Genomic DNA, 13,715 nt, shown 5'->3' on the forward strand with positions numbered 1-13,715 from the left:
GTAAGAATAAATACAAAATTTTTTTCCCATCAGGGATTATTCACGGTTAACATCTAATTTCAAAAACATGATTTAACCCTTGATTTATATAAATAAAAGAGCCAGATTTTGAAAAAGTATAATCATAAACAGGCTCTGAACATACTACAATGATATATTCTTTAGTTTTTGTCTAATTGTAGAATTGTTAAATATAAGACTTTAGCGGCTTTTTCAATATCTTGCTCTGAAGAAAATTCCCTTGGATTATGACTGATCCCATCTTTCGATCTAACAAAAATCATACCAATTGGGAATCGATTTTTAAACTGCATGGCATCATGTCCGGCACCACTAGGTAAAGAGACGATGGATTCACCTAATTCTTGAATACTTTCCTTTATGACATCTTGAATGTTGTCTTCACAACGAACAGGTGCAACACGTTGTAATACAGAGATTTCTAAGTGTAATTGTCGATCATTAGCTATCTTTTTTGCGAATTTTCTAATCTCTTGTTCGACTTGATCTCTGGTTTTTTCATCGATATCTCTAATATCAATTGTCCATTCCACCTCACCAGGAATGACGTTCACGCCGTTTGGTTTTACAGAAAGTTTGCCCACGGTAGCTACAGATGAAGGGGACTCCTTAGCTATTTTTTCAACCTCTGCAATAATTAAACTAGCTCCTACTAAAGCATCTTGTCTTTGATTCATCGGTGTTGCACCAGCATGCTCGGACAGTCCTGTTAATTTGAACTGAAGCCACACCGGACCAGCGATACCAGTTACATTACCTACTGCTGCTTCATTATTTTCAAGAACCTTTCCTTGTTCGATATGAACTTCTAAATAGCACTTTACGTTTTCTATTTTCGCACTTTGGAGATGCTGCTTTTCTAATCCATAATCCCTCATAGCTTGTTCAATCGATATTCCTTGATTATCTACTTTTTTTAAATCATTGGATGTCAATGTACCTGTGACAGCTCGGCTCCCAATCATACCAAAGCCAAAACGGGTTCCTTCCTCATCCTTAAAGGCAACAATTTTAACAGGATGTTTCAGTTCAATTTCTTTTTCTTTTAACGAATGTATGACTTCAATGGCGGTTAAGACTCCTAAACTCCCATCATACTTTCCGCCATTTGGAACGGTATCAATATGTGAACCTATTAAAATAGTGGGTAAATCATCTGTAGCCTCTTGACTCCCAATCAGATTGCCCACTGTATCATAATGGACGGTTAAACCAGCAGATTCCATATATTGTTTGACTCGTTCATTTGCTCGTCTCTCATCACTTGTATAAGAAAACCGATTAATGCCACCATCTTTTGTTTTTCCAATGACGGATAACTCTTCTAAATGGGTATTCAATCGCTTGATATTAATCATTTTTTTCCTCTGAATCTTTTAATTGAAAACGAAAATGACATTGTCCTTCTTTTAACACAAATTGATCATGTACGACGTTAAATTTATTGTTAAAACCATGAGCAATTGCATCATCTATCACCCTACAATAAACAAGTCCGTAAGAATGCATATCGTCATCAGCCCATTGTTGGCCTAATGGACATACTGTAAATGTTTGCTCGATTTCCTCAGATTTATTCACCGTTTCAATGGTAAACAAATCACTTCGTCCCATATCGTAGTTTGTTAAGTATTGATCAATTGTGTTGTCCGCCCCATTTACTCTGGCTCTTTGTGCAATACCACGACCACGCTTTTCACCAAATTGCCATATACCTTCTTGAATAGCTGCTTCTCCTTCATCGCCATAAGTATCTACTATAGCTTTCGTAATTTGGGCAAATAATCTTGCAAATAGGGCAAAGGGTGTAAGATTTCCATACTTATTTTGACTGTTATGATCTTTAGGAATATAGTCAAATAACGTATGATTTTCTCTTTCTGTCGTTGCTTTTATCGCAATCACTTCCGCGTCTTTATATCCAAAATTATCAATTCCTTGTTGCAGTAATGCCTTTCCATTTTCTTTATATTTCGAAACAACGATTTTTTCTATTTCTGTAAATAATTTAGCTGTCATGACTTCCATGGAATATGGTGGGATAACATGATTCGTTTTACTCAATATAAACACTCACTTTCTATTTTTCATTTTTTGTATAATTCTAGCTTTCGTTTAAGTTAGTTTTTTAAATTTATAAAACCGATAAATTTACTAGCAATTGATTAATTGTTATTATAAATTCAATTCTTTATATAAATCAAATGAATAATTGTAATATAAAATATGAAAAAAATTAATAGTTGGAGTGACTATGAATGACACTGATCAAATATGAGATCTTTAGAACCGTTGTAGAAACAGGAAGTCTATCGAAAGCAGCGGAAGTAGTTGGATTAACTCAATCAGCTGTAAGTCATGCAATAGCAAGTCTTGAGTCCGACTTCGGTTTTTCGTTGATTACTCGGGGACGTTTAGGTATTCATTTAACCAGCAATGGAGAAAAAATGCTGCTTTATATGCGAGAAATATTAAAATGGAATGAGCTGATGATGCAGGAAGTATCTAAAATTAATGGACTAGAAACAGGTATCGTACGAATCGGTACACTTCCGAGTGTGTCTATTCAATGGTTGCCTATGATTATTAAGCAATTTAATATAGATTTCCCGTACATAGAAATAAAACTATTTGAAGGAGATTACGATGAAATTGATCAATGGATCTCGGATGGAACCATTGATTTTGGTTTTATGTCCTTGCCAGTTTCAAAGGCATATGAAGTGATTCCGTTAAAAAAAGATAGACTTTTGTGTATTTTACCGGATACGCACCCTTTAAATCAGCAAGATATCATTTACTTAGATCAACTCAAAGATGAATCTTTTATCATGCCTAAATCAAGCATCGATAAGGATGTTCGAAGAATTTTGAAAGAACACAAAATCAAACCAAAAATCAAATATGAAATCGCTGAAGATCAGGCGATCATTTCCATGGTGCAAAATGGTCTTGGAATCAGTATCCTCCCTGAAATGATACTGTATCGTATCCACGAGAGTATTCGAATAATCCCTTTGGAAGGTAATTATTATCGCTCCATTGGAATTGCAGCCACTTCCTTACGTTATATGTCACCAGGATCGAAAAAACTAATTGAGTTTATTCAGGAATGGTTAAAATGAAAACAGCTCTTTAGCACATAAACAAACTATTTGTCGTTGTCACACTTGTATTAATTGTATATTTTCACCAAATGAACTGAAAAGGTTTGCGGAAGCCCTTAATGCTGTTGAATATTTAGCATCTTATATCAACTAAGGATCATGATATTTTCATGATTCTTTTTTATTAATTAAAAGTTAATGGATGGTGATAAAAATATTAAATCTTTTATTATTATAGAGTCGATTCTAATCTAACAATCACATAAATGGCTAAATAATGATTATTTATTGGTTAAATGAGTGAATTGTTTCACAATTATCTCTTTATCATGGGACTTTTCATATAGGGAAATTTCAAATCTTTTATAGTTTGTTTTAGTAGATGAGTTAAAAACTAAATAGATGAGTAAAAAACTAAATCGATTTGAGGGAGTAGGCAATGTACAACACCAATCAGATAAGGTCTCGTAAAGCACTGGATAAACTTAAGCCGTATACACCAGGTAAACCATTATGGGAAGTTCAAAAAGAATTAGGGCTGAAAAGGTTTATTAAATTAGCTTCTAATGAGCATCCTATTGGCCCATCACCGAAAGCAGGTTTAATCAAAAACGTTCAACAAACTCATATTCTACGGCACAAAAAAAGAATCCATTTTGAAAAAAGGTTGATCAAAATGGATTCTTATCTTTTTGAATGAATATTCCGTTTTATAAAAAAGTTTGATTAAAAATCACTTAGAATTCTTTATTCGATAAGGAATGAAACGGTACGACTTTGTTTCAAATTACAGAATAGATTAAAGAAGTAAACAAAAAAGAGAAAGAAGGGACCGGGAATTTCCAAGGAAGGTTGTGGTGAACATCAAGGTTAGGAATTTTTATTATCTGATTGCAGGCGTCCTTGCGATGCTGTTTGCCGTCACGCACGCATGGAACGGGCAATCCGCTGTGCTACCGACGCTCAACATTGAGGCGATATCCGTGGGTACCCAGACAGTATTCACGTATGTCCGGCACATCATCACGGCGGAAAATCTGGTCTTCGGCATCGCTTTCATTTTCATGTCATTCCAAACCGAGCAATCAAAGATCCGGTTTGCCGCATGGTTGATCGCGGCGATCCTGATCGTCCGACTGATGGTTATTCTTAGTGTAACGGCATTTCTTGACGTATCCGGGCTTACGGATACGCTTATAGATTCGATTGCCATCGTAATCTATGTCGCCCTCATCATACTGGGCACAAGAAGGGGTCCCGCCAACGATTTGACGTAAAACCCACGCTAAGGAAGATCCTGTAACGTTTCTCTGTCTTTAGATAGAGATTTTGAATAAGGAAGAGTTTAAGGATTGAAAATCACTCTTTTTAACCATCACTTTCGAGTAATAGGAAAATTTTCTTAAATGAACGTTTTAGGAAAACCCTTATTTATCAAGTTGATCCTTAGCGTAGGAAATGTGATAAATGGTTGGAGCTACCCCTAAAGGTGTGTTAGTGCCATAAGAAGGCCGCCAATTGGCGGCCTTCTGAAGTATATCTAGATGATACTGTCCAAAAGAAAACTTTTGGATAGCGTCTTTGCTTTAATTTTTTTATCTGGCTTATTAAGCTAACGAGTGGCGTTGGTTCAAGAAGAAGACCACGTCTTGGAAATCTTTTTAATGTACGAAAATTTACATAATCATACATTCAAATTAGAGGAAAAAAATAACCTTGTTCAACCAAAGAGGTAGTTTAGTTATAAAGGTTGGAACTATTATGCAATGTAATCGTCTCTAAATATATGGAGGTGGAATAAGATTAGAAAAATTATAAATTTTATTTTTCTTTTTGTTTTTATGTTGCTATTGGTCGGTTGTATGGGAGAAGATACAGAACAATTAACAAGAGTGGATGTTCAAAAAATCGATGCTGAAGGAAAGTACGTAGAAGCTTTAATGATAACAGATAACGAATCAATAGAATTGTTAAGCGAGGCATTTAAACATATCAAATGGGACAATAGAATGGTTAAAATGGCTAGAAAACCTGATTTAATTGCTACTCTATTTTACACTTTTGATGAAAATATGCCTGAGAGAATTGTTGAATATGAAATCTGGTTCAATGAAAACGGTACGGCGACAATTATTAGCAATAATGAAAACAAAAGTTATGGAGAGTTGGATAATGAGAGTGCAAAAACACTAATAAATATATTCTTAAAGTAACGGGTTCGTTAGCGCCATTAAAAATGTTGTCTCTTCTTCAACTAACGGGTGCTTTACTTCAATAAGGAAGGTTGCTGAGGCAGCCTTTTTCTTATGGCACTAAAGGGGCAGTATAGCGAAATAAGACAAGTGACATATTAATCATGAGGTGGACTTTATGTGGTACAAAATTCTGTTTTTACTGGTCATGGTTAATTCTTTTTATAACGGTCAAAGTATGACAACAGTATTCGCTGAATCCAAAAAGGTTATTTCAAAATCAAAAGAAGCCAATGTTATTTTATATGCTAATGACATAGATAGAAAAAATGGCATGTACAGAGATTTCGAGATGAAGATTGATGGGGGAACAAGATATTTTCCTTATTGGGTGAATGTAACCAATCCTTCATATGCCCCAAGAATCCTATACAATGACTTAAATCAAGATAAGAAGAAGGATTTAACTATTGTATTAACAAAGGGTTATGGCACAGAGGCTTTAGATAGTGAAGTCCATGTACTAAATAAAACCCAAACCAATATAGGTGAGATTTATGAAGAGGTTCTAGTAGACAATCCCATAGCGATTATTTTGAAAAATGTTAAAACAAAACTGACACAACATGAAGCTGTAGTGTCAATTGGCGATAAGAAAACGGTAATTAATATCGAAAAGTTTCAAATCCCCCTAGACCATTTGTTTAATGATGTTGCTTTTGGCAGTATCGTCAAATTTGATGTGGTTGATAATCATTTGTTGGCTTATGTAGGTGGTCAAATTACTCCCGCCATGTTCATTGGTACGATTGAAATTTCTTATGAATTTAAAGATAAAATGTATCAAGCAAAGAAGATTGAGTTTAAATCAGAATAAATAAGTTGATACGAACTTTTTCAACTAACAGGTACTTTAGCTTAAGATCGGAGCTGTCTTTAAGGCAGCTTTTTCAATAATGGTAAGTCGAAACTCCGCCTTTCCGCCTTAGTGAAAGGATGTTTACATCAACAGAATATTAAACAGTAAAAAGGAAACCTTAATGTTAATAAATTGAAATTAATATTAGGATTATTATTTTGTTAAGACGCGGGTAATAAAATACAAGATTTTTATATTTACTAAGGAGGAAAGGAAAAGGATGAAACAAACAATAGCAGATTTACTGATTGATTCTTTGCTGAACGCTGGAGTAAAACGGATTTACGGGATAGTGGGTGACTCACTGAACGCTGTTTTAGATTCCATTCGCCGTTCGGGGAAGATTGATTGGATATCGGTGAGGCATGAGGAGGTTGCAGCCTTCGCTGCGGGTTCTGACGCATTATTAAGTAACAGTATCGCAGTTTGTGCAGGAAGCAGTGGCCCGGGGAATCTTCACCTAATCAATGGACTTTACGATTGTCATCGAAGTCGAATACCAGTGTTGGCTATTGCGGCACATATACCAAGTAATGAAATTGGAGGAGACTATTTCCAACAAACAAATCCTGAGCATTTATTCAAGGAGTGCAGTCATTTCTGTGAGGTTGTGACAAAACCTGAACAGATGCCCCGCATGGTTACGATGGCTCTACAACATTCCATTTCACGAAAAGGTGTCTCTGTCCTCGTTCTTCCTGGAGATGTTGCTTTACTCGCTGACAATGAAAGTGTTCCTGAACAGGTAATCCACATAACACAGCCGGTTGTTCGGCCATCTGATGAAGAGTTAAAACGCCTGTCAGAATATCTTAATAGTGGTAAACGCATCACATTATTGTGCGGGGCAGGTTGTGAAGGAGCCCACGCTCAGTTGATGCAGCTTTGTGACAAACTTAAATCGCCAATGGTCATTGCACTTAGAGGGAAAGAACATCTTGAGTATGATAATCCATATTTGGTGGGACTAACGGGTCTTATTGGATATTCATCTGGATATCATGCCATGATGGATTGTGATGTATTATTAATGCTTGGTACAGACTTCCCGTACAGGCAATTTTTACCTAAAAAATCAATTATTTTACAAGTTGATATTCGAGCGGAACATTTAGGCCGCCGAGCAGCATTAACCTTTGGACTTTGTGGAGACGTTAAATATACAGTTGAATCACTACTTCCTCTTTTAAGTGAAACACATGACACTCATCATCTAGATAAATTTGTTTCAAATTATCAGGATGTTCGCAGGGGATTGGATAAGCTTGCAATAGGGAAGCCAGGAAGGAAGCCGATTCATCCGCAATTTCTTACTAAAGTAATAAGCAATCTCGCCAGTGAGGGCACAGTGTTTACATGTGATGTAGGTACACCAACTTTATGGGCTGCACGATACCTAGAAATGAACGGAAAAAGACGACTTCTGGGATCTTTCAATCACGGAACGATGGCAAATGCTTTGCCTCAGGCAATTGGAGCCCAGGCTGCGAGACCGGAAGTTCAAGTAGTGGCACTGTCTGGAGATGGAGGACTCTCAATGTTAATGGGTGATTTATTGACGCTTCGGCAGCATAAATTACCGGTAAAAGTAGTTGTATTTAACAACAATGCTCTAGGTTTCGTAGAACTCGAGATGAAGTCTTCAGGCTACCTAGAAACAGGGACAGGTCTAGAGAATCCAAACTTCGCTGATGTTGCCCAGGCGATGGGAATAGAAGGAATTCGTGTAGAAGACCCGGCAGATCTTGAGAATGCGGTGAAACGAGCTTTTTCACATAACGGCCCAGTTGTACTTGACGTGGTTGTAAACCGCCAGGAGCTGTCACTTCCGCCTAGTATCAAATTAGAACAGGCACAGGGATTCACTCTTTGGATGCTTAAAGCAGTGCTGAATGGCCAGGGCAATGATATTGTGGAGCTGGCTAAGACCAATCTCATCCGATAGTATAGAAGTAAGAGGTAAGTGTTAATAGAAAGCAAATAAGGTAAAGGTTAAAACATAAAAAAATGCAGGCAGGTTGAACATTAGCCTGCTCTGATACTGTAAAATAAAAGGGCTGTATAAATCTGCATGAGCACAAATAGGGCCTCATATTCTTTTTTTCTATGTCTTCTTTAAAATAGAAATTATTTCTTTTGTGGGTTCGGAGGGATGCCGAAATAATAAACGAGTCGCTACTTTTGGTGGTAAAAGAACCACATGATCATTATGCCTGATGCTGATTTAGATCAAACCGTTAATGCCTTCCTAGGTGCAGCGGTATGGATTTAGCTAGCTTCCCAATTTTAAGACCTCTTTCTTGCTAAAGTGGCATGATATATATTCCTATAATATCTATTTCAAAGAAAACCTCGATAGAATATATGAATAATCTTTAATCCGTAAATATCTGTCCAACCCAATTTTTGTTTTTTTAAGACTTTCAAAAATTAAGGGTTAAAAATAAAGTATAGATAGACAAAGGGAAACGATCATACTGGGGGAATTCAACAAGAAGATTGCAAAAAAGACCGCCTATCTGGCGATCTTTTGAATCTACGTATTAAAAAACTAAGCAGCATCTTTTATCTCTCTTGTTTTGTTAGCAAATAGTTTTTCTTTAAGAGTTGGCATAATACCATACGACCTATATCTTCCTGCATTCATAGCAGAAACCAGGAAGATATAGGGAAGTAAATTCTTAGTGATTTTTATTGGAGTCCTAATATGAGAGATAAATAAACGCATAGCACTAATAGGATACACATAAAAAAAGAAACGACAGCAGGGGCTTTCTTGGTGAATGAAAAAATGGTTAAAACTAAGAATAAAAGGGCTAACAAAATAAGAGACATACTTGTTGAGTTTAGAACAAGTTGAACAGTCATTTCTGGCTGAAACTGCCCTTGATAAAACATCGTAAATAATTTAGAAACCACTTCACTTGTTACAGTTGTTTCGTGTGGTGGTGATTGTTGTCCTAATGCTGCAGTTGCTGAAAATATAAGCAGAATTACGATACTTTCTACTCTTGCCCAAGGTCTTGGATTAAAGTTTATATCTTTTTCTAATTTCCTTTTCATAAGAATACTGTTGATTCCTGCGTATACCATTAAAGGAATAATCAATATATGTTTAATCAAGAGGGCTTGTCCATAAGGAATCATCCAAGAATTAGAATAATCCTTAAAATCAACAACAAAGGTCATTAGTATAAGACCTGTCACAATAGTACTTGCAAAGCAAACAATAGCAACAGGTGTAAACCATTTTAAGAAATTCAACCAATTAGAATGATTTTTTGAAAACCAACTAACAACGATTAGTATCCCTGTCCAAACACTAACAGCAGTAAAATGGGCTGATTGATTTAAAAAGCCCTTCACCTGATCATACGAACTGGCGTGACTTGACCAACCAAGTGCAAGAATTAATATGAGCGTGAAGATAATCCCAATGTAAGAATAGAGGGCCCTTTTTCGATAATCAAACCAAACCACTAAAATAAATAATAAATTCGAGAAAATGTAAGTAAAAACCCACGCTTTTCCCACTTCAAATGTAAAAAGAACAGACTGAAAAGTTTGAGAAAATCCAATATCCTCATATAGGTATAAAATCAATTGTAAAACGGGGATAAACGAAAAGATGGCTATACCCCCTATAGCCATCATTAAATAACCCTTTGGTACATTTATATCCGGTCGATAAGAGCTTGGTACAAGATATAAGAGAAAGCTGCCGATGAGAAGAGAAAAGCAAAGATATAACAATGCCTCACTAATGATTCCTATTAAGAACATTTTATTTTTTCCTTCTCAATACCCATATGAAACTTCCAACAACTATCACAATTAATACGCCAATAATAGATGGAATTATATAAGAGGGCAATTTATTTTGTTCGATTTCCTCTTTTGGTTCATTTGCTGTTTTTGGTTTATTTTCTTCTACTTGTTTCGCATCTTCTTTTTTTTGTTCCTTTTGTATTTCTGCAGGAGTTTCAGTAACAGGCATATCTACCGAGAAGGAAAAATCTCCATCAATAGGATGCCCATCTGCTCCGATAATCTTCCATTTCGCTTGATATTTCCCATTTTCTAAAGGATTTGAAAAACTACCTACCATTTTATTCTCTGTTATAGAGATATTTTTAACAGGTATTGAATCTCCATTTAAATTTTGAATCTCAAATGTACTGTTCTGTTCTATCTTTGATTCAAAAGTTAATGTGATTTCTTGCAATTCCTCTTTAACAATAGCTCCATTTTGAGGAGATGAGCTTTCTAAACCAGTGTGAGCCAAAGCATTGTTCACAAATGCTAGGAAGAATATAAACGTAAATAAAAATAACTTTTTTATCATAATTAACCTCCAAATAGTAATAACGCACTCATTGTATCAGAGTGGGTATTATATTCAAACCATCATTACAACAAATTTTCGACAAATTGGCAAACTCGGCATAAACAAAATATTTGAATGAGGTGGAACAATATGAGTGAAAGATTTTAATTTCAACTCAAAATGACAATAGTGAGGACTTTTTGATATGAAGAGGAATAGGGAAATCGAGTAAAAGAGGAATTGAAAAAAATTCAATCAACCTTAAATCCTCAAATCACTCACTTTTATAAAAATTTAATACTCGTTAACATCGCAATGTAAAAGGTAAACACAAGCAAACCACCTCATAATAATCCCATCCATGCGCTTGTTTTTCGATAACTAACGAATAGATAAATTAAGAAAAGTATCGATAAATAGAAATATTGCTGATACAATTCTACAACTCAATTGTAAGAGGTAACTATACATACAATTTGGGAGAGAGAAGGTTTATCCCCTTATTCTTCAGAGGTCTTTAATGGATTAATTGATAACAGTTGTATCGCTCGTGGGTATGAATTTTGTTCAATAGTTGAACCAGCAGGAACTGTAATTACTAATTGCCTTACAACTGCACCTCCAGGAGTATAGGTTAATAGATCATCCATCTGCAGTACACAATAACATAACCATTAAAGTAACTATTATCTGTTGCTAAAGCCGGAAGTGTAGTAGCATCTGCTCCTGTGTCAGTCCAGAAGTCTTCAACTGCAATTGTTAAATTCCCTGCACCTGTAACAGTGGCAGTAACTTCATTGAAGAACCTTACAACAGATGGAAACAACGCAACTTGTGCAAAGGAAGTGAAAGCCTCTGACGGGATTCGAACCCGCACTCCTTTCGTAAGCATAGGATAGGGGAGAACACGCTTCCCTACGGATTTTCACCGGCAGGAATTGCACCTGCCTCAGCTTATTTGCTTTTCGGTGCTTCTGAAACCCTTACCTTGCGACCCGGTGGCTACAATGTTTTCCGGCGCTCTTCCCTTCTAGAGCTACAGAGGCGAAATATAATACTCTAATTATACGAATCTTATAAGTGGTTGTGAACGATAGTATAACCGAAATTAAAAGAATGAAAAACCTGACTTGTTAAATATTAGAATCCTACGATAAAAAAGGGTTCTTCTTATTGTGCGGTAGATTTTGTGGGATTGCTGCAAAAATTAATAATGGTCCAACCTGGTTGATAGATGAAAATGAGCAGGGCTTCCTTGATAGAGAAATAAATTAAATGATAAAACATCTAAAAGAGGGTGAACCTTCGCCCATCTTTAAATTGCTCACGATTGGAATTATCAATCGTATATTTTTATTGCTTGAACTACTTTTCCTAATATTCGAACCCGATCTTTTTTGATGTTATAAGTTTTTTCTTCATAAAATGGATCAGTGCTGGATGGAATCAGTGTGATGTTTTCTTCGAGAATGTTCACTTTTTTGACTGTAGCATCATGACCATTTACTAAGACCACGCCAATTTTACCGCTTTCAACATAGGTTGTTTTTTCAACTAGGATAAGTGAGCCGTCGCTGAATTCTTTATTCATGCTGTTGCCATTTACCTTAAGATAAAAATATTCTTTGTTTGTATCTAGCATAGAATTTAAAGTAGGCATATAGGCTTCAATATACTCTCGGGCAAAATTCGGTTCACCAGCAGGGATATTTCCGTAAACACCAATAAATCTGACGTTCTTCTCGTTTAAATATTCCATTGAAGGATCATCTTCAACTGTAGGTGATCCTTCAATGAGGTGGGAAAGCGGTATATCAAAGCAAGTAGACATCAGGCTTAATTTATCCATTAAAGGTTTGTTACGCCCCGATTCCCAGGCTGATACTGCTGTAGGAGCAACTTTTAATATTTTTGCTAAATCTTCTTGGGTCATTCTTCGTTCTTTTCTTAACTTTTTAATTCGTTCTCCAATGTGCATATTTCTTCACCTCTACCTTGAATATACACTATGAGTGAATATGAGTAAACTTAAGGTGTGTGAATTTTACATCAATTTGTTGTTAACTATACTTCAAGTGTGATATTCTTTTTTTAGACAGGAGGTGACAAGATGTGACAAATGTGAAATTTACAATCAAACAGGCGAGAAAGTATAAAGGTTTAACACAAGAAGAAATGGCAAAAGTGCTAGGAATGGCCAAGAGAACCTATATCGATTACGAGCAATATAAAATTCCTTTACGTATTGATAAGGCTTTTTTGTTTGCAGAGTGCGTTGGTTTTTCGATTGACGATATCATTTTTTTTGACCCTGACATACACTTTAAGTGTAGTTAAGGGGCAAGTTTACCATCTGGCTTAACAAGTGATTGAGCAACCCTTTTTGAATGGAGTAATAAAACCACTCAATTATATGGGAACAAAGGCGAACATTTTAGGATATAAAAGAACATTGCTTTAAACATCTTTGGGTGAATAGATTATCTAACAGTTCGGAAAATAAAACACTTGTATAACAATATGGCTGATGGTCGTATTAAAGGAATTAAGTCATATGAGTGATGTTATCTTTTGGTTAATGACTGAAGAAGCGCGGCTTTATTATATTGAAAATCATCCGAACGTGCCACCGGAAAATCAGACTAAAAATAGAGTTTTCTCAAAAATCCGTACTTATGATAATTTGAGAAAACAATTGATGGAAGGTGGATAAAGTGGAAAGAGAAATTAAATCTTTTGAGGTAGTTTCAGGAGCAGTTGTTAATACCATTTCGATTGGTAGGGAATTTGGTGGAGAAGTTGTTGAGGACATTATCTTACACGATGGAGTATTCAAATTGTTTAATCGCAAGGACGAGCTTATCACAGAAATTAATTTACCTGTTGTTGGTGTGAAATACGAGTATAAAGGAGGCGAGTTAAGTGCCTAAAGAAATCAAACATCCAAAAATTTCTCAGACTCTAAAGATAGGTTTTCTTAGCTTTAAAGCGCAACCAGAACATGCAGGCATTGATTATTATGGCCATGGAATTTTATTGGGTGATTCAATTGTAATGGATCCATCCACAGGTGAAGTTGTGTTGAAAGTAAACCTAGATAGTTACCTTAGTGAAGTTTACGGTTTTTTATTTAAAACTGCTGATTAAAA

16 protein-coding genes are annotated in these 13,715 nt (G+C 35.6%); 10 read left to right on the forward strand and 6 right to left on the reverse strand.

Annotated features, from left to right (window positions below):
- Positions 1-161: 161 nt before the first annotated feature.
- Both NST21_RS10170 and NST21_RS10175 read right to left on the reverse strand, forming a co-directional pair.
- Entirely contained in the window at positions 162-1,379 is a 1,218-nt protein-coding gene (locus NST21_RS10170; protein WP_340888952.1) for a Zn-dependent hydrolase, read from the reverse strand.
- Positions 1,372-2,085: an L-2-amino-thiazoline-4-carboxylic acid hydrolase gene (locus NST21_RS10175; RefSeq protein ID WP_340888954.1), complete on the reverse strand. Its 714-nt coding sequence runs from the start codon at positions 2,083-2,085 to the stop codon at positions 1,372-1,374. Before NST21_RS10175 ends, NST21_RS10170 begins: the two co-directional genes overlap by 8 nt.
- A gap of 194 nt (positions 2,086-2,279) precedes the next feature.
- Here NST21_RS10175 and NST21_RS10180 point away from each other — a divergent pair, with 194 nt between their 5' ends.
- From NST21_RS10180 to poxB, 6 genes are all read left to right on the forward strand, one after another.
- Positions 2,280-3,146 (forward strand): LysR family transcriptional regulator, encoded by an 867-nt coding sequence (locus NST21_RS10180; RefSeq protein WP_340888955.1) that lies wholly within the window; start codon positions 2,280-2,282, stop codon positions 3,144-3,146.
- A gap of 421 nt (positions 3,147-3,567) precedes the next feature.
- The gene (locus NST21_RS28780) at positions 3,568-3,828 is read left to right on the forward strand and encodes a hypothetical protein (RefSeq protein WP_377372438.1); all 261 of its coding nucleotides are present in this window, start codon (positions 3,568-3,570) and stop codon (positions 3,826-3,828) included.
- Between the two features lie 154 nt (positions 3,829-3,982).
- The gene (locus tag NST21_RS10190) at positions 3,983-4,405 is read left to right on the forward strand and encodes a hypothetical protein (protein WP_340888956.1); all 423 of its coding nucleotides are present in this window, start codon (positions 3,983-3,985) and stop codon (positions 4,403-4,405) included.
- A gap of 585 nt (positions 4,406-4,990) precedes the next feature.
- The gene (locus tag NST21_RS10195) at positions 4,991-5,341 is read left to right on the forward strand and encodes a hypothetical protein (protein WP_340888957.1); all 351 of its coding nucleotides are present in this window, start codon (positions 4,991-4,993) and stop codon (positions 5,339-5,341) included.
- 157 nt (positions 5,342-5,498) lie between these two features.
- On the forward strand, positions 5,499-6,197 hold the full coding sequence (locus NST21_RS10200) for a hypothetical protein (RefSeq protein WP_340888958.1): 699 nt from the start codon (positions 5,499-5,501) through the stop codon (positions 6,195-6,197).
- Positions 6,198-6,459: 262 nt separating this feature from the next.
- Positions 6,460-8,184 (forward strand): ubiquinone-dependent pyruvate dehydrogenase, encoded by a 1,725-nt coding sequence (poxB, locus tag NST21_RS10205; RefSeq protein WP_340888959.1) that lies wholly within the window; start codon positions 6,460-6,462, stop codon positions 8,182-8,184.
- A 746-nt stretch (positions 8,185-8,930) separates the two neighbouring features.
- Here poxB and NST21_RS10210 read toward each other — a convergent pair.
- The 4 genes from NST21_RS10210 to NST21_RS10225 all read right to left on the reverse strand — a co-directional run bounded on the left by NST21_RS10210 (position 8,931) and on the right by NST21_RS10225 (position 12,544).
- The gene (locus NST21_RS10210; protein WP_340888960.1) at positions 8,931-10,022 is read right to left on the reverse strand and encodes a copper resistance D family protein; all 1,092 of its coding nucleotides are present in this window, start codon (positions 10,020-10,022) and stop codon (positions 8,931-8,933) included.
- Between the two features lies 1 nt (position 10,023).
- On the reverse strand, positions 10,024-10,584 hold the full coding sequence (locus tag NST21_RS10215; protein WP_340888961.1) for a copper resistance CopC family protein: 561 nt from the start codon (positions 10,582-10,584) through the stop codon (positions 10,024-10,026).
- Between the two features lie 616 nt (positions 10,585-11,200).
- On the reverse strand, positions 11,201-11,458 hold the full coding sequence (locus NST21_RS10220) for a hypothetical protein (protein WP_340888963.1): 258 nt from the start codon (positions 11,456-11,458) through the stop codon (positions 11,201-11,203).
- Between the two features lie 447 nt (positions 11,459-11,905).
- The gene (locus NST21_RS10225; RefSeq protein ID WP_340888965.1) at positions 11,906-12,544 is read right to left on the reverse strand and encodes a LexA family protein; all 639 of its coding nucleotides are present in this window, start codon (positions 12,542-12,544) and stop codon (positions 11,906-11,908) included.
- A 134-nt stretch (positions 12,545-12,678) separates the two neighbouring features.
- On the opposite strand from NST21_RS10225, the gene NST21_RS10230 reads away from it, so the two are divergent.
- From NST21_RS10230 to NST21_RS10245, 4 genes are all read left to right on the forward strand, one after another.
- Positions 12,679-12,903, forward strand: a complete 225-nt coding sequence (locus tag NST21_RS10230; RefSeq protein WP_057217595.1) for a helix-turn-helix transcriptional regulator — start codon at positions 12,679-12,681, stop codon at positions 12,901-12,903.
- A gap of 217 nt (positions 12,904-13,120) precedes the next feature.
- Positions 13,121-13,279 (forward strand): hypothetical protein, encoded by a 159-nt coding sequence (locus tag NST21_RS10235; RefSeq protein WP_340888967.1) that lies wholly within the window; start codon positions 13,121-13,123, stop codon positions 13,277-13,279.
- A 1-nt stretch (position 13,280) separates the two neighbouring features.
- On the forward strand, positions 13,281-13,496 hold the full coding sequence (locus tag NST21_RS10240) for a hypothetical protein (protein ID WP_056523836.1): 216 nt from the start codon (positions 13,281-13,283) through the stop codon (positions 13,494-13,496).
- Positions 13,489-13,713, forward strand: coding sequence for a YqaI family protein (locus tag NST21_RS10245; protein ID WP_223305321.1), 225 nt, complete (start codon positions 13,489-13,491; stop codon positions 13,711-13,713). The genes NST21_RS10240 and NST21_RS10245 overlap by 8 nt, the downstream gene beginning before the upstream one ends.
- Positions 13,714-13,715: the final 2 nt, after the last annotated feature.

The sequence above is a fragment of the Peribacillus sp. FSL K6-1552 genome (assembly GCF_038005205.1).
GTDB classification, from domain to species: Bacteria; Bacillota; Bacilli; order Bacillales; family DSM-1321; genus Peribacillus; species Peribacillus butanolivorans.